Source organism: Aquimarina sp. U1-2, assembly GCF_017897595.1.
GTDB lineage: Bacteria > Bacteroidota > Bacteroidia > Flavobacteriales > Flavobacteriaceae > Aquimarina.
Genome location: NZ_JAGKIK010000002.1, coordinates 62,848 through 84,066, shown reverse-complemented (window position 1 = coordinate 84,066; position 21,219 = coordinate 62,848). Strand labels below are relative to the sequence as shown.

Here is a 21,219-nt window from a genome sequence, read left to right as displayed (position 1 = left end):
GCTTTTTATTCTCCTTCCTTTAGTAGTACTTAGTGATCTGTACGTTCTTAACCTGTCAGTTCTGATAACGAACTATCTAGGCAGAGCCACAAGAATATAAGAATTAAAACCAAGAACCAAGATAATTTAGTTTATTGATTCTTGGTTCTTAGTTCTAAATCTCATTATCTATTCACTACGCCCGAAACGCTATCTAGGAGAATTCTATAGATTATACAGGAAGAGTAAAACACATATAGCAAGTAAACTCCCTCAGAGTATTATACCCTTTGGCGGTGCCAATAAAAAAGAGTCGCTATGCTGCGACTCTCTTTTTTTGGTAAAATATATTTTAATATGTAGAAATCTTTAAGATGTGGTCTTGAGAAAATTCATCTTACTTTCCTTGAGCATATCTACTTGAAACTTCATTCCAATCGATCACATTAAAAAATGCCGATACATAGTCTGGACGACGATTTTGATAGTTCAAATAATAGGCGTGCTCCCAAACATCTAATCCTAATATGGGTGTTCCTCCACATCCTGTTTTAGGCATTAAAGGATTATCCTGGTTAGGTGTAGAACATACTTCTACTTTACCACCAGATTGTACACATAACCAAGCCCAACCAGATCCAAATCTAGAACCCGCAGCATTAGAAAATTCGTCTTTAAAAGCATCGAAAGATCCATAAGCTGCATTTATCGCATCGGCCAACTCGCCAGAAGGTTTGCCACCACCGTTTGGTGACATCACTTCCCAAAACAAATTATGATTATAATACCCGCCGCCATTATTTCTAACAGCCGTATTCGACATATCAAGATTTATAAGAATGTTTTCTATGGTTTTACCTTCTAGATCAGAACCTTTAACAGCTGCATTTAGTTTATTGGTATATCCTGCATGATGTTTATCATGGTGAATCTCCATAGTACGAGCATCTATATGGGGTTCTAACGCATCAAATGCGTAGTTTAATTTTGGTAATTCAAATGACATATTTTACTTTGTTATGATTAATAAAAAAACGAAATGACCTCAAATTTAACAATAAGCGAGAGGAATAAAAATTAAAAATTGTTATAAATTAATTAAAACAGTTCACTTAGAAATTACGAATCAACGTACTTCTAAGCACTTTTGTAATGAACTATATCCCGGCAAAGCAGTCGGGGGGTATCAAAATTAAGGCTCCTTTACCTTACGAATCGAGAAACTAAACTATCTCTCTGTCTTGACTGTTAGTTCTAAAAGCCTTAATGTATGCTAACTACGCCCTAAGCTCTGCCTCGGTGGAATTCTATGGATTAAAAAATGATTTTAAGTAAAAAATGCCTACTTTTCGGTTTAGAATCACTTCTATCTATTAAATCAAAATTTGAAATCGACAACTGCTTTTACGGTTTATAATGCTGCTGCCGGAGCCGGTAAAACATATACCTTGGTAAAAGAATACCTCGTTACTTTATTGAAAGGACAATATAAAGACGCTTATAAAAACATCCTGGCCATAACATTTACCAATAAAGCAGTGGCCGAAATGAAAATCAGGATATTAGAAAATCTTGTAGCACTAAGTACAACCCCTACTCCTGTAGCGTATCAAAATTTGCTTGAAGATTTAGTTGTACAGACTAACATCTCTGAGGAGCAATTAAAACGTAAAACCGTTCGGATTTTAAAGAGTATTCTTCATAATTATGCAGCTTTTGATGTGGTTACTATCGATACATTTACGCATAGAATACTTAGAACATTTGCTTACGATTTAGGATTACCTATCAATTTTGAGATAGAAATGGATGTTGAAGGCTTAATTATAGAAGCTGTAGATAATTTGGTAGCAAAAATTGGATTGGATGAGGCTATTACACATTTGATCATAGATTTTGCAATGCGTAAACTTGAAGAAGATAAAAGTTGGGATATTACCATAGAATTGACCAAAATTGCAAAACTTTTGTTTAGCGAAAATGACAGACAACCATTAAATCGTCTTTCAGATAAATCACTAGATGATTTTGAAGGTCTTAAAAAAGTGGTACGCGACAAGATTGAAACCCATAAAAAAGTAATCGTTTCGAAGGCTAAACGCATTCTCGAGTTGCTGGAAGACAATCATCTAGATGCTTCAGATTTTACTAGAAGTTCTATCCCTAACCATTTCAAAAAACTTTCAAACGGAGAGCTCCTGATCGATTTCAAAGCTGCCTGGAAACAAGACATACACCGTGCTTCTTTCTATAATGCAAAGTTGGATAGCGCCAAAAAAGACAAAATAGATCATATAAGGCCTCAAATTGAGGATGCTTTTTTACTTACCAAACAACAATTGATTGAGACAAACTTTTTAAAAAATTGTCTTAAAAATAGTACTCCAATAGCTGTATTAAATGCAATTCAGAAAGAATTAAAAGCCATTCAGAAAGAAAGAAAAATTTTATTAATTTCAGAATTCAATACGATTATTAATCGAAGTGTTCAAGGGCAACCTGCTCCTTTCATCTATGAACGACTAGGCGAGCGTTACCAGGATTATTTTATTGATGAATTCCAGGATACTTCAGCGTTGCAATGGAATAACCTGATACCGCTTATTGATAATGCCGTGGCAACAGAGACGCTTTCAGGCAAAAGAGGGCGGATTACCATAGTAGGAGATGCAAAACAAGCTATTTATCGATGGAGAGGTGGAAAAGCCGAGCAATTTATTGCTTTATCCTCAGACCAAAATCCATTTTCGGTCAAAGAAAAGCAAGTGCTTAACCTACCAAAAAATTACAGAAGTCATGAAGAGATTATAAAGTTCAACAATAGTTTTTTTACGTTTTTATCTCAGGAATTCAGCAACGATACTCATCGACAACTGTATCTTTCAGGAAACAAACAAGAAGTAAATACCAAAAAGAACGGATATATTGATATTTCTTTCATAAAAGCAAGTAATGCAATCGAAGAACAAGAAGCGTATCCCTTAAAAGTCTATGAAACGGTTCTCGAACTTCAATCCAAAGGATATACTCCGGCAGATATTTGCATCATAGTGAGAAAGCAAAAAGAAGGAGTGGTTATTGCCAATTATCTTTCAGAAAAAGGACTGTCTATTATTTCTTCTGAAACCCTATTGATTAAAAATGCTCCTGAGGTTCTGTTTATTGTCAATTTAATCAAATGGTATTTCCAGCCTAATGATCTACACGCAAAAGTCGATATGCTTCAGTTTCTTTCAAAAGAGACTCCTTTAGAAGAAAAACACCTGTTTCTACAAGAAATGATTCATACAACAAAAAACGAATTTGTAGGCTATTTAAAAAATCAGGGGATCTTTTTTGACTTTGATCAATTGGCGTTAAGACCTTTGTATGATGCAATAGCGTATATCATTACCAGTTTTAATCTGGCAAAAAAAGCACCTGCGTACCTACAATTTTTTTTGGACGTGGTATTTGGTTATGCGCAACAATATACTGAAGGTATCCTTGGATTTCTATCGTATTGGGAGACTAAAAAAGACAACCTTAGTATTGTCGCACCCGATACCGATAAAGCCATAAGAATCATGACGATTCATAAAGCCAAAGGACTCGAGTTTCCTTGTGTGGTTTATCCATTTGCCAATACAGATATTTATAGAGAAATTGAGCCAAAAGCCTGGATTGAAGTTAATCCAGAGGATTTTTTCGGATTCAAAGAAGTATTTGTAGACTATAACAAGAGCATCGAAGCATATACCGAGCATGCGAATACAATAGTTTCAGAAAGACAGGCCCAACTCGAGCTAGATGCATTTAATTTATTATATGTTGTATTTACCAGAGCAAAAGAGCAACTATATATTATCTCTAAGCTTGATCTTAACAGCAAAGGTGAGTATTTCCCTAATAAGTTTTCCGGAAAATTAATAGCCTACCTAGAAAATATTGGAAGGTGGAATGCAGACATTGCACAATATACGTTTGGTGATTTTAAAAAGCCGACAGGCATAACACCACAGGTAAAGTCAAAAAACCAAACCCTACTGATTACTGGTTTTGAAGATGCTTCAAAGACCTATAAAACTCACATCGTAACTCATGCTAGTAAACTATGGGACACCCGCCAGGAAGACGCTATAGAAAAAGGAAATCTTATTCATAATATCATGTCCTTAATATATACCGAAAAAGATATTCACCGTGTGATTAAAGAAACGTATAGAAAAGGTGAAATATCGTTACATGAACAAGAAGTGTTGTTACAAGAAATCCAAAACCTTATAAATCATCCTGAGCTTTCAACCTACTTTTCTAAAGAAAACGAGATATATAATGAGCGTGATCTGCTCTATAACGGGACACTATTTCGACCCGATAGAATAGTTATTGATCCCTATAAAAAAACAACTGTAATAGATTATAAAACGGGTAGTTATCGAGAATCTCATGCAACACAGATTCGAAAATATGCTCAAATTCTTAATGATATGGGATATCTTATAGAAAATAAGATTTTAATTTATATTAATGAAAGAATCACTTTAAAATACGTATAAATAATCAAGGATTTTTGCAATTACTAAGAGAATTGTAAGGATAAAAGGTATTTTTATCTTATAATTGTACCGTAATTGTTGAAATAAATACTATTACTTTTAATAAAAAACTAAAATATAGTTGTTTTTTTTGGGTTTAAAATACTGTAAGAAAAAACTTTAAGCCCCCTGAAAACAGCGATATTTACTGGCTTATTATGAAAATTTTATTAGATTTATCTTTGACAGTTATGTTTAACATATTACATTTGCTCTAATTAACACTTAAAAATTAAATTATTGAATATGAAACATCTTAGCAGATTTTTAGTTGCTTCGTTACTAGTACTAGGGGTTAGTACTTCGAATGCACAAGATGAAAACAATCCTTGGGCGGTTTCTATAGGCGTTAATGCCGTTGATGTCTTTCCTACTGGTGGTGATCTACCTGTACAAGGAGAAATTTTCGACGAATACTTTAACGCTGGCGACCACTGGAACATCCTTCCTTCTGTTTCCACTTTATCTGTTGGTAGATATATAGGAGACGGTTTTACATTTACCGTTTCTGGATCGGTTAACAAAATTGATAAATTGGGTGAGACTGAAGATGGAACTAACGTAAGTGCAGATGATTTATCGTACTATGCTGCAGATGGTAGAATTAGCTACAGCCTTAAAAATGTTTTAAAAACCGGTTGGTTTGACCCTTACCTAGGTGTAGGTGGTGGTTATACTTGGTTAGATGAAATAGGAGTAGGAACTTTAAATGGTTCTATTGGAATCAATCTATGGTTAACCGAAAATTTAGCATTTAACGTGCAGTCTACATACAAACACGTATTCGAAGACTACGCCGTAGGTGCTAATGGTAGAGCTTTTAGTTACCCTCCAACACATTTCCAACACTCTGCAGGAATTACCTTTGCTTTCGGAGGTAAAGATACCGATGGTGATGGTGTATACGATAAAGATGACGAGTGTCCAGATGTTCCTGGTTTAGAAGAATTTAACGGATGTCCTGATACTGACGGTGATGGTATTACTGATGCTAAAGACGATTGTCCTGATACTGCTGGTACTGCAGAATTTAACGGATGTCCTGACACTGATGGTGACGGTGTAGCTGATCCTAAAGATGAGTGTCCTACTGTAGCTGGTTTAGCAGAACTTAATGGATGTCCTGATGCTGATGGTGATGGTATCACTGATGCTAAAGATCAATGTCCTAATGAGTCTGGCCCTGCAGAAAATAATGGATGTCCTTTCCAAGATAAAGACGGAGACGGAGTATTAGACAAAGATGATAACTGTCCAGATGTAGCTGGTACTGTTGCCAACAACGGTTGTCCTGAAGTTACTGAAGAAGTACAAAAAACACTTAACGAGTACGCTGCACAAGTATTGTTTGATTTAGGTAAATCAACTATCAAAGCAGAATCTACTAAAGTGCTTAATGATATTATCGCTATCTTAAAAGAATATCCAACTGCTAAGTTTACAGTAGAAGGTCATACTGATAGCTCTGGTAGTAACAAATTGAACCAAAGATTATCTGACTCTAGAGCTAATTCTGTAAAGAACTGGTTAGTAGAGAATGGTATCGATCAGTTTAGATTATCTGCTGTTGGTTATGGAGAAGATAGACCTATCGCTACTAACAAAACTAGAGCTGGTAGAGCTAAAAACAGACGTGTAGAGATTAACTTAGTAAAGTAATTGTAGGTTAATTTTTAACAAATAATTGATAAAACGTCCCGATAGTATCGGGACGTTTTTTATTTTTAAGAAATGAACCTGATCCAAGTAATACCAGTTCTACTTTAAAATTACTCAAATAAAAAGCAGTCATTTTTGTTTAGAAAAAAAGAAAACTCAATCATAGCCGTAGCTACGGTTGCTTTTTATGTTGAAGTATAAACGGAAAAAGGCAATCCTGACTGCCATCCGCCAGGTAGGTAGGTTTTAATGAGTAATTTTAAAGCAGAAATGGTATAAAGTGTTATTAATAGTTTAGCCATTGAAAACTTTTCTTAAAGAAGTCCTACAAGAATTACATTCGAAAGATATAGTAATAAGCGATCATGTTTTTTTAGTTCCCAGTAAAAGAGCAGGCTTATTTCTTAAAAAAGAAATGGCTGCTTTATATAGTGGCCAAACCATCTTTGTTCCCGAAATTTATAGTATTGAAGAGTTTATCACACAAGTTTCAGGATTAGAACAAATAGAGCACACTCAAGCTTTGTTTGAGTTCTACGAAACCTATCTAGAGGTACATTCACATCTAGAAAAAGAGAGCTTCGAAACGTTTAGTAACTGGGCTCAAACATTAATCAATGATTTTAATGAGATCGATAGGTATTGTATTGATCATAAAAGTTTCTTCTCCTACCTGTCTAATATTCAAGATTTAAATCACTGGTATTTACAAAAAGAAAAGACACAATTAATACAAAACTACATTCTATTCTGGGAAAGTTTATTACATTATTACGAAGGTTTTAAAGATAAGTTGATATCAAAAAACATGGGATATCAAGGATTATTGTATCGAAAAGCTTCTGAAGATATTCATAAGTACATTCAAAAATCTAAAAAACGACATATCCTTATTGGGTTTAATGCCTTAAATAATGCAGAGCAGATTATATTTCAAGCATTTTTGGCTTCAGGATTCGCCGATGTTTATTGGGATTGTGATCAGTTTTTTATGAACAACGAGTATCATGAGGCAGCTTTATTTCTTCGTAATTATAGAGATCAATGGGAATATTACAAAAGTCACCCGTTTACATGGATAAATAACACATTTTCAGATACAAAAAAAATCCAACTTATTGGAGCGCCTAAAAATGTGGGACAAGCAAAGTCTATATCCAAAATTCTTTCTGCAATTCCTGCATCGAAAATAGAAAATACAGCGCTTGTTTTGGCTGATGAAAGTTTAATGCAACCCTTGCTTAACGCATTACCTAACACTATCAATTCGATCAATATCACTATGGGATTGCCTCTGAAAGAGGTTCCTACTTCTGGTTTTTTTGAAATGCTATTTAACCTGCAAAAAAATATAAACCCAGATAAACTCTACTTTAACGCAGTAGTAGAGATTTTAACTACTCTTCCTGCAAATAGGTTATTAGGACGAACCGCCAGAGAATTAGTTTTAGCTATTAGAAGAGAAAATATAGTATATGTATCGTTACAAAAATTACAAGATCAGGTAGAAAAAGAGAAGAAAGAAATACTACATGCACTGTTTCATCCTTGGAAAAACGTAACTACGGCACTAAGCAATTTGAAAAAGCTCATCTATCACCTTAAAGCGAATATTGATACAAAAAACAACGTACTAGAGTTAGAATATATCTATCATTTTCATTTAGTATTTAATAAACTAACAACCATTCATAGTACGTACCCCTACATGACAACCATGAGTGCTTTGTACATGGTGTATCAAGAAATAGTAAATACAGCATCACTCGATTTTTCTGGAGAACCCTTTCAAGGTTTACAATTTATGGGGATGTTAGAGTCACGCTGCCTGGATTTTGAAACGGTTATTATCAGTTCTGTAAATGAGGGTATTTTACCTGCCGGAAAAAGTGCAAACTCTTTTATCCCTTATGATCTGAAAAGAGCGTATAATCTACCTACATATAAAGAAAAGGATGCCATCTATACGTATCATTTTTATCGATTAATTCAACGAGCTAAGAACATTTATCTGGTATACAATACCGAAAATGAAGGAATTGGAAGTGGTGAAAAAAGTAGATTTTTATTTCAACTCGATATCGATAAAAGACCTAAACACACAGTAAACCACTACACTGTTGTTTCAGAAGTCCCTCAATTGATGCAACAACCTTTACAAATCAAAAAAAATACTGCTGTATTGCAAAAACTGCAACAACTTGCCATGCATGGATTATCACCATCTGCACTTACTACATACATAAGAAATCCGATAGATTTCTACTATAAATATGTTCTGGATATTAGAGAAATGCAAGAGGTAGAAGAAACAATAGCTGCCAATACGTTGGGAACTGTAATTCATAACGCGCTAGAGACATTTTATCAACCTTTTGAGCATAAGCTTATTACTTTGGAATATCTTGCGCAAATGAAAAAAAGTATTGGCAACGAAATAAAGAAACAATTTAAAAAAGAGTATTCGACACTAGATATTACTAGTGGTAAAAACCTCCTGATTTTTGAAGTAGCGAAACGATATGTGTATAACTTTCTGAGCTTAGAAGAAAAGCTGCTACAAAACGGATCTCAATTAAAAATGCTATCCATAGAAAATAACCTAAAAGCTCAAATTGATATTCCCGAATTTGATTTTCCGGTATATATCAAGGGAAAAGTTGACCGAATAGACCTTCTAGATAATACACTTCGGATTATAGATTATAAAACCGGTAAAGTGACCCGAAGCGATGTTGTATTTACTGATTGGAGCGACATTACCAAAGACTATAAATATAGCAAAGCCGTACAGGTTTTAACCTATGGGTTAATGTACTATACCGAAAATAATACAACCGATCCTTTCCAGGCAGGAATTATTTCATTTAAAAATTTACAAGAAGGCTTTATCAAATTCGGTACCAAAGAACACACACGTAGCCAACCTGATCACGAGGTTACTGCCGGGGTACTAGATACGTTTAAAGCTCATTTAAAAGCACTGATTATAGAAATTTTTGATCCCAATACTCCATTTATAGAAAAAGAGATTCGCTAACTATGACTACTATTAAAAATATAATCTTACAAGGAAGGCATCGTAGACCAATAATAACAGATGTTTTTTTTAACCGAAATGCGCACAAAAAACCTATAGTTATATTTTGCCATGGCTACAAAGGATTTAAGGACTGGGGAGCCTGGGATCTAGTAGCAACCGCTTTTGCAAAAGCAAACTTTTTCTTTGTTAAGTTCAATTTTTCTCACAATGGTGGCACCCCAAAGCAACCTATAGACTTTCCTGATCTTGAAGCTTTTGGAAACAACACCTATATCAAAGAATTAGATGACCTAGAAACTATTATTGATTGGGTATCTACTCAAGATTTTGATTATAGCAACGAAATAGACCCTACACAAATTACGTTAATCGGTCATTCTCGAGGCGGAGGCATAGTAACTATAAAAGCTGCCGAGGATGAAAGAATTACCAAAATTATTACCTGGGCTTCGGTTTCAGATTACAAAAATCGTTTCCCGAAAAAGGAAGCATTTCACTTTTGGAAGAAAAACGGAGTATATTATGTTGAAAATGGAAGGACGAAACAAAAAATGCCACACTACTTTGAATTTTACACTTCTTTTGTTCAAAATGAAGAGCGGCTTACTATCTCTAGAGCGACAAAACGTATAAACATACCGCACTTAATTATTCATGGCACTAATGATCAAACAGTGCCCGTGACCGAGGGTAAAAATCTGCATTCCTGGAATCCCGAAAGTGAGTTGTTCTTGGTAGAAAATGCGAATCATGTTTTTGGTGCAAAACATCCTTGGGATATCAGTACTTTGCCCGAACATCTCGACGTAATTACCTCAAAATCGATTCGTTTTGCAATATTTTAACAATTAACTACTGGTGAATGTGTACTTTTTAGTTGTTTTTTTTGTTTATTTGTTATGATGAAGTCCATAAGACCTATCATAGCAACAATTTTTCTGGCAATATTTAGCCTAATTCAATTCGTTGATCTTCATGTTTTCGATCATGAGGCCAATGATGTTGACTGCCAGTTATGTCAAATGACTTCAGAAGATACTAAAGATGATGGATATCTCAATGTAGATAGTATAGAGATTCCAAGTATTATTACAATTCCTTCTAATGTAGTTCGAAATTCTTATGAACAACATTATTTTGATTCTCCAACTCAGTATTTATTCTTTAATAAGGCGCCTCCTACAGCCTAATTCCTAAATTTTCTCAATGATCTTTTATACTAGCATACTTAGTAAAGGTATGTCTAGATAGATATTAGTAGTTACATACATGAAAGGACTCACTTTAATTTTAGTGTTTCTTATAAGTGTACGCATTTTATCAGCACAAGATTGTGAGCAATCACTTACCGGCCGGGTAATTGATTTTCATGATGGCGTACCACTTGAAGGAGCAACAATCACATTTAATAATCAAATGATTGTAACAGATAGTAATGGTAATTATACAATTGATGGCTTATGCGCACTATCATATGCCTTTACTGTATCGCATGAGGATTGTAATTCTCAGGTGTTTACCTTGGATATCGCTAAAGTATCAACAAAAAACTTTTACTTAGAACATCATTTAAACGAATTACAAGAAGTAAAAATTACAGGAAAAGACAGAACAGAAACATCATCGGCCCAAGAAGCAACTCTAGATCAAAATACCATAGAAAAATATAGTAGCGCAACGCTTGGGGATGCTTTAAAAGAAATCCCCGGAGTGTCATCATTAAATACCGGATCGACCATTGTAAAACCAATTATTCAAGGATTAAGTGGTAGCAGGGTCCTGATTATGAATAATAATGTAAGGATGCAGGATATGGAATGGGGTGATGAGCATGCTCCCAATATCGATATTAATACGGCAGGAAGCATTACCGTAGTTAAAGGGGCTTCGGCATTACAATACGGTGGTGATGCGATAGGAGGAATTATTATCATGAAACCTAATCGTGTTCCAGCCAAAGATACCTTATTTGGAAAAACCACATTTTCTGCAATGTCTAATGGGCGTGGAACAGCCACCACTACTCGAATTGCTAAGGGTTATGAAAACGGGTGGTACCTTAGAGGACAAGGAAGTTTAAAATTGCTCGGAGATTTTGAAGCCCCTGATTATGTACTTTCAAATACGGGAGTTTATGAAAAAGGAGCCTCTTTTGCATTTGGAATACACAAATTTGAGTATGGATTAGATGCGTTTTATTCATTTTACGATACTGAAATTGCAGTTCTTTCAGCTTCTCATATAGGCAATCCAGACGGTCTTATCGCAGCTATTAATACAGGACAACCACGTATTATAAGAGATTTTACTTATGAAATTAGTAATCCGAAGCAAGAGGTTACTCATCATCTAGGTACAATAAAATATTATAAGAGGTTTGAAGAATTAGGGAAATGGACCACTCAATATGATTTTCAACATAATCAACGGTTTGAATTCGATATTAGAAGAACTGAAGAACGAAGTAGAAGACCCAGTATAGATTTAGAGCTTACTACCCATACGTTTACTTCAGAATTTGAATTTGATGCGAAGCCTAATTATAGCTTAAAAACAGGGGTTCTGTTAAGATATCAAGATAACTTTGCCGACGCCTTAGAAACTGGAGCAAGGCGTTTAATTCCGGATTATGATAGATACGAGATGGGAGCTTTTTTTACAGGGGAGTTTACTATAAATGAATCCTTACTTTTGGATGCAGGAATTCGATATGATTATACATATATTGATGCCAAAAAATTCTATTTGCAAAGCCGATGGGACGAACGCGGGTATGAAAATGATTTTGCTGATATTGTCATTGATAGAGAAGTAACAGGCTCTCAGCTATTAACAAATCCGATATTTGATTATCATAACATCTCTTCGACCATAGGAGTACAATATTCATTTAAGAAACACTACCAGCTTAGAGCTAATTATGCGTTGGCGCAAAGAGCCCCTAATCCAGCTGAATTGTTTAGTGATGGTCTACATCACTCTGCTGCGAGAATAGAAATCGGTAATATAAGATTTGATAGCGAAGTTTCTCATAAACTTTCGATATCGCTTCAGAAGAATAATGAGCAATGGGGATGGGAAATTTCGCCTTACGCTAATTTCATAGAAGATTTTATCATCCTTGAACCTACAGGGGATCTAACAACTATAAGAGGTTCTTTTCCTGTTTGGGAATATCGACAAACCGATGCTTATCTTTTGGGAATTGATGCAAGAATGTACGCAAACTGGTCAAAGTATTGGCAAACCGATCATAACTTTTCTTTAGTTAAAGGGAAAGAGAATGATAGTAATGTTCCTTTAATCAATATGCCAGCACCTAATGTTACGAATAAACTTACCTTTTTATGTAAAGATTGGTTCAATTTTCAAGCCTCATTAGAAAGTCGGTATACATTTAGGCAAAATGAATTTCCACCTAATATTTTTGTGTTTTCTCAAAATGCCGGCGAAGAAGTCGAATTAGAGATTAACACTCCGCCAGATGCATACCATCTACTAAATTTTGATACCAGCATGCTTTTTAAAGTAAACAAAAAGAACGATCTCAACATTGGGCTCACTATAAATAATGTGCTCAATACAAGGTATAGAAATTATCTCAATCGACTACGATACTTTGCAGACGAGTTGGGTAGAAACATTTTATTACGAATATCAATTAACTATTAATTTTTTAAACAATGATGAACTTAAGTAAATTTTTAACCGTATTTCTAATAGGAGCTCTTTTCTTAACTTCCTGTTCAGATGATGATGATGACCCAAATCCAGCAAACGATCCAGAGGTAATTACCACAATGACAGTTACCTTGATTAACCCGACCGATGCAAATAACGTTGTGACACTTAATTTTCTGGACCCAGATGGTGATATAGGTTCTACATCACCTACATCGAATGTAGAAGGAGAGTTAAGAACAAACACTACCTACAATGGATCGATAGTGCTGTTAAATACTACCGAAAATCCTGTAGAAAGGGTTAACGAAGAGATTGAAGGTGAGGCAGACGAACATCAATTCTTTTATTTGACCAGTGATTTGGGAATAACCACGGCATATACAGATCAAGAGTGTGATTATAACGAAGAACCTTGTGAAGGAACTAATGCTCGACCTGTTGGCATCACTTTTACATTAACTACAACCGACGCTACCGGTACTGGAGATTTAAGAGTTCTATTACTACATGAGTTGGATAAAGATGCTGAAGGTGTTGCAGGTGGTAATGATACCAATGCGGGAGGTGAAGCTGATATCGACTGGACCTTTGAAAACATAGTAGTACAATAAATTAAATTAAAAAAGATCATTGAAACTTCATGTTAGAGATATAAGTTGAGTTTGTATTATTCTAGTTTGTTTCAATAGTTATTCCCCCAGAATACGTTCTGGGGGGATTATAAATTAAATGGTCAAAGAATTATTGCCAAATAGTTGCCCGATTGGGCATAAAATTTGATAGTAAGAGATCAGAAATAAAAAATAAATAAAAAGCGAAGCTAAAGACATTCAGAATATGATAATAATTACCTTATAAAACGTATGAAAAAATCAGTGAAATTTGATTTTCAATGTGTTAAAACTAATGATTTTATCAAGGTATTACGGCATTGTTAAATATTGATTACGATTGCATTTAATGTACAATAGTATGCGTATAGCGCTTATATTCGCAAAGCCAAAGCAACCCTATAAAAACAAAATTGAAACTATCATAATTAGTATAAGTTGAGTTTGTGTTAAATACAATTAAGTTTCAATTCAGACCCCCGGAAGTAGTTAGCCGGGGGTTGTTTTTTGTAGAAAATAAACATATTCTCGAGATAGTTGTTAGGGTATCAAAATTGAGACTACTTTATCGTGAGTATTAAAAAGCAAGACTATCTTTTAATTTGACTCCTGTTCTAAAAGCTTTATACCAAATTGACCTAAATTTAGTAGTAATGAGATGTGAAATACTCCAAATTAAAAAAACCTCTATGTACCAACGCAATACAAAGAGGTTTCTTAAAAGAAATATTTTGGGGGAAATGCTTGGTAGTTTATAGTCAGTTAAAGATGAAATTCAAATATTCTCTAATGATAAAGTACGTAAGAAAGAAACAATAGGAGATGATAAATATACCCCCTACCAACATTTTATCTTTAAATACTCTTCTTTTACTTAACATAAAACTTTATTTAAATGACTGTATTAATAGAACAACCTAGAATGAAAAACTCCTTTTTTATTTTTCATTTTTTTAATAGTACTGCGTATTGATAGGATGTAGAGCAAAGAAAATCAGTTATTCACTATGTTTCATTATTAAGAAAGGATCAGAAAAATTTACTCAATAATCGAAATGTAAATGCTCATAGGCTTGCCCTAAGGTAGTTTAGTTTACGTAGGTACTATTTAGAATTTTGATGGAAAACGATTTTCTTTATACAATCTTATCCTGGTATTTAGTATCGCTAAATGAAGTATGCTGACGGCAAGGGCTATTAAAAAAGTAATAAAAAGTCAAACTCGCTTTTATTTGTTTACACAAAATATTGGACAGTGTCTTATTACTCAGGGTCGATTATCAATTCCAAGGATTCCCTTAGTTATTTATTCTTTTTTTAATTAAATCGATTTCTCTATTAATATCTGATAAGTATATCTGATCAAATAATTCGTTATAAGGGTCAATCATTTTATTTTTTGATTTATAAAGGATTAGTGCTTCATTTAATTTTGCTAGCGCCATATTAAGATTGTTGAGATTTTTATAGCAGATTGCAGAATAATAGTGGTTTTCAGCTATGTTGTTAACTCTATATTGTTTTTCAAAACAAGTTAACGCCTTATGGTAGTCTTTTTTTTCTATATAAAGAACTCCAAGATGCAAGTGATTGTACATAGAAAAATCTCCTTCAATTTCACTTTGTTTTGTTATAATTTCAATAGCTTCATCAATTCTGTCTAAAGCTTTTAAACATAGTCCTTTGACAATATTTAAATGATAAGTACCATTAGAACTATATCCAATGTCATGAGAAATAATAGTGCTTAATGAATCGATATCTTTTAAGGCTCCTTTATAATCAGCAAAAAATTTATATCGAAGTGAAGCTCTTACAGGCAGATAAACTACGGGATTATACTTTACTGCTTTATCCATATTTTGCTTCCAAACTAAAAAATTCCCACTTTTTATATAAGGAGCAGCTCTTTCTCTATATGCATACGCGAAGAAAGGACAAATCTTTAAAGCTTCATCAAATATATCATGATAACGTTTGTCAAATTGATAATATTTATGCTCATTTTTTTCAAGAAATTTGCAAGCATTATATTGCAATGTGTCTTTTTTGGATAAAAACAAATTACAATTTGGTAGTTGGCAATAAGAGATGCTTACAGTCAAAAACGATAAAAAAGGGATGGCTTTCATGGTCAAGGTAGAATTTTTGTTATTTTTCCATTTTCAATTACAAATATGATGTATTGATAATAATCTATATTCATATCCTTATATGTTTGTACTCCCCAGCCTCTAAGGTCTTTAGTAATGTTTAAAAGTTGAGATGTAATATTTTCATCAAAAACTTTCTCCTGATAATTGTTGTCCATACCTAACAATCTAAATCTACCTGTTTCAGCTTTACAATTTACGATAAAACGAATCCTAATTAGTCCACTTTGTTTTTCAACTATTTCAGAATTGTATTTGTCAAAAAATAATTTGTCTAGCATAGGTTTTTCTCCTTCATATACTAATCCATCAGAGTTATTAAAATATTGAAATATATAATTATTACATACTTTGAAATTGGGGTCATCTTTTGTCTCATCAAAAGATATTTCATCCACCACTTCGTAAGAGCTATTGTTTTCTTTTGTTTTTTCTTTCGTTTTTTCTTTTTTGGAAGTACAATTCGTTAAATAAATGCATATTATTACTAAAGTGAAAATATAATTTTTCATTAATTTACTTATCTATAATTTGTTTTTCAGTGTAAGTTCACAATACAGTAAAGTTATTAATTTTTGAATTTAACTCTCTGTTCTATTTTTGGGGGGAACTTCAGATTTTTGAAAAATTGTTACTTATTCCACGACCATCTTGGTTTACATTTTGATTTAACCAGACAACCGCACTATTCCTTTTGCCTTTCTGATAAATAAAATTAAAAACATCTTTACGGTTTGTGAATTTGCTGTATTCTATTCCGTTTATAGTAAATTCAGATAATAAGGAATCGAATTTACTTAATTTTAGCCCATTGACATCTTTGGTGAAGTATAATTCTTCTTTATATTCACTATCAATTTTATAGTAATCTAGGTTGCCTTCTGCATTCTTTTTTACTAAAATAGAATAGTACCGATTTTAGAAAATCTCAAAAACAATAAAACTAGAATTTATAGATGGGAAATAATGATTGAAAGTTGTTTTATCTCCTATCCTATTCCCGCTAAATGTCATTTCTCTACCGTCAATTATAAATAAAAAGTTAAGAGCATAAATCAATGTACTTTTCCCAATATTATTCGGTCCAACAATTTGAAGAGAATTACAGTTATCAAGTTCTATATCCGCCTTTGAGTATATATCGGAGTTAATTATTATCAGTCTTTTGAGCATTAATATTTAAAGTATAAGAAATTGTTTGGTCGTAACAGACGTTTCCACTCAAGAACTAATTTAGTAAAAGCCTTGTCTACATCAGAATACTTTCCTTATCAGTTATCAAAAGAATTATAAACATTTGAGGGCTATTAAATATTAAAGAAAAGTGTAATCAATATTATAATGTTTGAAAGGCTAGTTTTTGGCCTGTTGGAGTAATCATAACTCAGGGGCAAATGACTTTAAATGGCAGATTGTTCAACCAGGCTTATTCGAGTTATAACTTGAGGGCATTACACTTTCTAATATTTTAGTTTTATACTTCAAATTATATTTGAAAGATTAAAAAAACAAAGAATAATTTCTAAAATTCTTTGCTAAACTAGACTCAAAAATATGCAAATAGTATGCAAACAAAAAAGAGCCATGATATTTTTTATCACAACTCTTTGGTAATCAGTGGAGAAGATGGGACTCGAACCCACGACCTCTTGACTGCCAGTCAAGCACTCTAGCCAGCTGAGCTACATCCCCGTATTTTTTAATCAGAACCTCGTAAAATCAATAATGGGATCCTACTTTCAAAATCCTTTTTTAGCACCGTATTTTCTTCCCAAAGCTTGGCAAAAAAACCTCGTTTCCGTCTAAAAACACATAATAAATCTGGATGATTTTCATTAAGATGTTCTAGAACCCCTTGAAATAAAGTTGCATTTTCTGAAGATTGATGAGCTGTTATTATAGATGCCAGTTCCTCTTTAATATCAGCATCTTCAGGAATAAAATCTAATGTTTTTACTTGAAGCAGCTTGATTTCGGCTTCAAATGTAGTTAAAATTTCTTTTATAGGTAGTAAAGCATTTTTCTTTTTTACATTTCCCGATTTGACCGCCATTAAAACTTTTTGAATAGGCGTAAAGGTAAAATTTTCGGGTACGATCAATACGGGGATTTCTGTGTTTTTGACTAAACTCCCAGAGGTTTCCCCTAGAAAATATGGATCTTTTACTCCCCCACTTTCTGCGCCTAAGACTAATAAACTAATCGAATGCTCTAAATTAAATTTAGGAATAGCCTCAAGTAAATCTCCTGTAAGGGGAAGTGCAATTACCTTGACACCTTTTTTGTCGAGTGTGGCTATTTGTTCTTCAATAGTAGTTGCTGTGATATCTTTTAACGTTTGATTTACAGAGGGAAGACTACCAGATCTTGGCAATTGCTGAAACACTTGTGTTACATACACTGTTCCTCCCATTTCTTTTGCCAAATCTATGGCGTATTGAATCCTGGTTAAGGTAATTGAGTTGTCTGATAATCCTAAAGGAACCAATATATTCTTCATTACTTACTACGATTTGTGATCTAACTTACAAAATTACAATTTTATATGATTTCGCACCTTATATGAACAGTATATAGAAAGCTACTTTTCTTAAAATTTTTATTGAATATCCGCTATACATCATAAAATTAACTTTAATGTCTAGTCGAGCGCAGTCGAGACCTGATTTAGAGCTCGTTGGATTTACCAACCTCTCCACTGCGCTCGAGGAGACAGTGCTATATGATTGATTACGGATATTCATTAATTTCTAAGAATGTTATGTTCTACATTATAAAGATAGTACTTTTGAATTTTAAAAAATTTTGTGATGTTAGTGGTTTAAGAATGATGCACCAAATAAGTTCATTAGATGTAAATATCATCCTCAACCTTACTACACATCTATAAATCAGTATAATTAGTAAGAGAACTCTAAAGGAGAATACATTAAGAAGCCCTAACAAAGTGAAATTACCAATTTAGTAGTAGCAACTTCTATGACGAGCAGTGTAATAAGTTTCAGAAATATTAATCGATTGGCGGTTCCTGCGATCATTTCGGGTATAGCTGAGCCTATTTTATCAGCTACAGATACTGCAGTTGTAGGTAATATACCTGTAACAGGAACCGCTTCTCTGGCCGCAGTAGGTATTGTAGGGTCATTTTTATCTATGCTTATCTGGGTATTGGCGCAAACAAGGTCGGTAATTTCAGCTATCGTATCGCAATACTTAGGGGCCGGAAGATTAGAAGAAATTAAAACACTACCTGCACAAGCCATACTTTTTAATATAGGATTAAGCATTACCATATTAATTGTAACAGTACCGTTCATAAAAGAAATTTTTATGATATTAAAAGCAGAAGGCCAAGTACTAGAATACTGTATCTCTTATTATAGCATTCGAGTCTGGGGTTTTCCTTTATCACTCTTTGTTTTTGCTGTTTTTGGAATTTTTAGAGGGCTTCAAAATACATTTTGGCCTATGGTTATCGCCTTAATCGGTGTTTTTGTAAATATTTTATTAGATTTTGCGCTAGTCTATGGCATACAAGGAGTTTTAGCTCCTATGCATCTGGAAGGCGCAGCATGGGCCAGTCTTTTTTCACAAATATTGATGGCGGTACTATCATTGGTTTTGGTCTTGAAAAAAACTGAAGTGTCTTTACGCTTAGAAAACTTATGGCATCCAGAAATGAAACGGTTTCTTATCATGAGTGGTAACCTTTTTATTCGATCTTTAGCTCTTAATGTTACTTTTCTATTAGCCGTTAGAGAAGCTACAACACTAGGCACAAAATACATAGCCGCCCATAGTATAGCCGTTCAACTTTGGCTATTTTTTGCATTCTTCATCGATGGTTACGGCGGTGCCGGTAATATTTTGGGCGGAAGACTTCTTGGTGCCCGGGATTTTAAAACCTTGGTAGCTATGGCTAAAAAGGTAAATGTATATGGAGTTTTGGTAGCTTGTGTATTGGCCGGTATAGGACTATTGTTTACCGGTACTTTGGGATCTGTTTTCTCAAAAGACCAAGAAGTACTCAGTATTTTTTCCGGTTTTTTCTATATCGTAGTTTTGATGTTGCCTATTAATGCATTAGCATTTGTGGGTGATGGGATTTTTAAAGGATTAGGAGAAACAGGATACTTACGCAATGTATTATTAGGATCAACGCTTTTAGGTTTTATCCCTACACTATGGATCGCCCGATACTTCGATTTACAACTTCACGGTGTGTGGATTGCTATTTCGGTATGGATGTTTTTAAGAGGCATTACGCTTATTATAAAATTTAGAAATAAATATGTTCGTTTATCTTTATGAAGTAAGCATTGATATAAGAATCCAAAGCGTGGCCAAATAGGCCGATAACATTACAATTTCTAGTCGGTATTTTATAAAAATAGTTCTTCCCATGATGAATTAGTGTTAAGAGATGATTTATATATGTTTTAAACTTAAAAACAGTAAATTTTACGGTGTAAATAGTATAACGAATAGCATGAGTGCTATGTAAGATACCATCAAAACTACACCTATTTTAAGCCCGTTTTTTTCAAAGAAATGATCTAACATAGGTTCAAATATAGGATATGTTCGCCTATTTATAGATATGCTACAATGCGCAGTTATAATAAGTTTTTAACACAAAATAAACAGACCTTCGCACAATAGTGTTTTTAAAATATAGTATTGATGATTTTTATGTTAAATTAAATATCAAAGACTTTTAGAACCAAGAGCCAGGATAAGAGATGATCTTGTTTTTTGATGCTTACAGCAAAGTGGTCTTAAATTGGATACCCGAGACGGCTCTGCCTCGAGGTATAATCCCCTTTCGCGGTGCCAAAAAAACAAGTGTTTTCTAAGTTTCAGCATAGCAGTTTACCCTGAACGGAGTCGAAGGGCTATGGTGACATTGAAAAATACAGCGCAACGTTTGTTTTAAAGGTATTTTGAAACGTATTAAATTTTATAATACATAATTCGGGTTAAACCAGTTCTATAAATAGAAGATATAGATGGTAATCTTCGTAACTTTGCAAAAATTATAGTATTCAGAATGAGTAAAATTCGTATTACCAAACAATTTTCTTTTGAAACCGGCCATGCCCTCTATGGGTACGATGGCAAATGTAAAAATGTTCATGGTCACAGTTATAAATTAAGTGTTACCGTTATTGGTACTCCTATCACAGATACTTCTCATGTTAAATGGGGCATGGTTATCGATTTTGGGGATCTCAAAAAAATTGTAAAAGAAGAAATTGAAGATGTATTTGACCATGCAACAGTGTTTAATAAAAATACACCTCATGTAGAATTGGCTATGGAGTTAAAAAACAGAGGGCATAATGTAATTCTTGTATCCTATCAACCCACTAGTGAAAACATGGTCATCGACTTTGCAGAAAAGATAAAAACAAGGTTGCCTAAAAATGTTACCTTACATTCGCTTAAACTTCAGGAAACAGAAACCTCTTATGCAGAATGGTATGCCAGTGAAAATCCTGATTAGCTTTTCT

14 protein-coding genes and 1 tRNA gene are annotated in these 21,219 nt (G+C 33.6%); 9 read left to right on the top strand and 6 right to left on the bottom strand.

What is annotated here, in order from left to right; genetic code table 11:
- Positions 1–376 precede the first annotated feature (376 nt).
- Positions 377–985: a superoxide dismutase gene (locus tag J8281_RS03160; protein WP_210196147.1), complete on the bottom strand. Its 609-nt coding sequence runs from the start codon at positions 983–985 to the stop codon at positions 377–379.
- A 379-nt stretch (positions 986–1,364) separates the two neighbouring features.
- On the opposite strand from J8281_RS03160, the gene J8281_RS03155 reads away from it, so the two are divergent.
- From J8281_RS03155 to J8281_RS03125, 7 genes are all read left to right on the top strand, one after another.
- Positions 1,365–4,517, top strand: coding sequence for an exodeoxyribonuclease V subunit beta (locus J8281_RS03155; RefSeq protein WP_210196146.1), 3,153 nt, complete (start codon positions 1,365–1,367; stop codon positions 4,515–4,517).
- A 285-nt stretch (positions 4,518–4,802) separates the two neighbouring features.
- Entirely contained in the window at positions 4,803–6,215 is a 1,413-nt protein-coding gene (locus tag J8281_RS03150; RefSeq protein ID WP_210196145.1) for an OmpA family protein, read from the top strand.
- Positions 6,216–6,516: 301 nt separating this feature from the next.
- Entirely contained in the window at positions 6,517–9,255 is a 2,739-nt protein-coding gene (locus tag J8281_RS03145; protein ID WP_210196144.1) for a PD-(D/E)XK nuclease family protein, read from the top strand.
- A 2-nt stretch (positions 9,256–9,257) separates the two neighbouring features.
- A complete protein-coding gene (locus tag J8281_RS03140; protein ID WP_210196143.1) occupies positions 9,258–10,103 on the top strand; it encodes a S9 family peptidase in 846 nt (281 codons plus the stop codon).
- A gap of 54 nt (positions 10,104–10,157) precedes the next feature.
- On the top strand, positions 10,158–10,448 hold the full coding sequence (locus tag J8281_RS03135) for a hypothetical protein (RefSeq protein ID WP_210196142.1): 291 nt from the start codon (positions 10,158–10,160) through the stop codon (positions 10,446–10,448).
- A 79-nt stretch (positions 10,449–10,527) separates the two neighbouring features.
- Positions 10,528–12,930, top strand: a complete 2,403-nt coding sequence (locus J8281_RS03130; RefSeq protein ID WP_210196141.1) for a TonB-dependent receptor domain-containing protein — start codon at positions 10,528–10,530, stop codon at positions 12,928–12,930.
- An 11-nt stretch (positions 12,931–12,941) separates the two neighbouring features.
- Positions 12,942–13,553 carry a type 1 periplasmic binding fold superfamily protein gene (locus J8281_RS03125; RefSeq protein WP_210196140.1) on the top strand — a complete coding sequence of 204 codons (612 nt, stop codon included), beginning with the start codon at positions 12,942–12,944 and terminating at the stop codon, positions 13,551–13,553.
- Positions 13,554–14,851: 1,298 nt separating this feature from the next.
- On the opposite strand, the gene J8281_RS03120 is transcribed toward J8281_RS03125, so the two are convergent.
- From J8281_RS03120 to J8281_RS03100, 5 genes are all read right to left on the bottom strand, one after another.
- Positions 14,852–15,685, bottom strand: coding sequence for a tetratricopeptide repeat protein (locus tag J8281_RS03120; RefSeq protein ID WP_210196139.1), 834 nt, complete (start codon positions 15,683–15,685; stop codon positions 14,852–14,854).
- A 2-nt stretch (positions 15,686–15,687) separates the two neighbouring features.
- Complete coding sequence (locus J8281_RS03115; RefSeq protein WP_210196138.1) at positions 15,688–16,218, bottom strand: hypothetical protein; 531 nt, start codon at positions 16,216–16,218, stop codon at positions 15,688–15,690.
- A 406-nt stretch (positions 16,219–16,624) separates the two neighbouring features.
- Entirely contained in the window at positions 16,625–16,879 is a 255-nt protein-coding gene (locus J8281_RS19925) for an ABC transporter ATP-binding protein (RefSeq protein ID WP_210196137.1), read from the bottom strand.
- A 445-nt stretch (positions 16,880–17,324) separates the two neighbouring features.
- A tRNA-Ala gene (locus J8281_RS03105) sits at positions 17,325–17,398 on the bottom strand.
- A gap of 7 nt (positions 17,399–17,405) precedes the next feature.
- Positions 17,406–18,206 carry a universal stress protein gene (locus tag J8281_RS03100; RefSeq protein WP_210196136.1) on the bottom strand — a complete coding sequence of 267 codons (801 nt, stop codon included), beginning with the start codon at positions 18,204–18,206 and terminating at the stop codon, positions 17,406–17,408.
- Positions 18,207–18,685: 479 nt separating this feature from the next.
- Between J8281_RS03100 and J8281_RS03095 the strand changes: the two genes are divergently transcribed.
- Both J8281_RS03095 and J8281_RS03090 read left to right on the top strand, forming a co-directional pair.
- Positions 18,686–20,017, top strand: coding sequence for an MATE family efflux transporter (locus J8281_RS03095; RefSeq protein WP_210196135.1), 1,332 nt, complete (start codon positions 18,686–18,688; stop codon positions 20,015–20,017).
- A 739-nt stretch (positions 20,018–20,756) separates the two neighbouring features.
- A complete protein-coding gene (locus J8281_RS03090; RefSeq protein WP_210196134.1) occupies positions 20,757–21,212 on the top strand; it encodes a 6-carboxytetrahydropterin synthase in 456 nt (151 codons plus the stop codon).
- Positions 21,213–21,219: the final 7 nt, after the last annotated feature.

Excerpts from the sequence above, each read along its gene's own strand:
- J8281_RS03160 (WP_210196147.1), bottom strand. The coding sequence starts at position 985 with ATGTCATTTGAATTACCAAAATTAAACTACGCATTTGATGCGTTAGAA.
- J8281_RS03150 (WP_210196145.1), top strand. The coding sequence starts at position 4,803 with ATGAAACATCTTAGCAGATTTTTAGTTGCTTCGTTACTAGTACTAGGG.
- J8281_RS03140 (WP_210196143.1), top strand. The coding sequence starts at position 9,258 with ATGACTACTATTAAAAATATAATCTTACAAGGAAGGCATCGTAGACCA.
- J8281_RS03135 (WP_210196142.1), top strand. The coding sequence starts at position 10,158 with ATGATGAAGTCCATAAGACCTATCATAGCAACAATTTTTCTGGCAATA.
- J8281_RS03130 (WP_210196141.1), top strand. The coding sequence starts at position 10,528 with ATGAAAGGACTCACTTTAATTTTAGTGTTTCTTATAAGTGTACGCATT.
- J8281_RS03125 (WP_210196140.1), top strand. The coding sequence starts at position 12,942 with ATGATGAACTTAAGTAAATTTTTAACCGTATTTCTAATAGGAGCTCTT.
- J8281_RS03120 (WP_210196139.1), bottom strand. The coding sequence starts at position 15,685 with ATGAAAGCCATCCCTTTTTTATCGTTTTTGACTGTAAGCATCTCTTAT.
- J8281_RS03115 (WP_210196138.1), bottom strand. The coding sequence starts at position 16,218 with ATGAAAAATTATATTTTCACTTTAGTAATAATATGCATTTATTTAACG.
- J8281_RS19925 (WP_210196137.1), bottom strand. The coding sequence starts at position 16,879 with ATGCTCAAAAGACTGATAATAATTAACTCCGATATATACTCAAAGGCG.
- J8281_RS03100 (WP_210196136.1), bottom strand. The coding sequence starts at position 18,206 with ATGAAGAATATATTGGTTCCTTTAGGATTATCAGACAACTCAATTACC.
- J8281_RS03095 (WP_210196135.1), top strand. The coding sequence starts at position 18,686 with ATGACGAGCAGTGTAATAAGTTTCAGAAATATTAATCGATTGGCGGTT.
- J8281_RS03090 (WP_210196134.1), top strand. The coding sequence starts at position 20,757 with ATGAGTAAAATTCGTATTACCAAACAATTTTCTTTTGAAACCGGCCAT.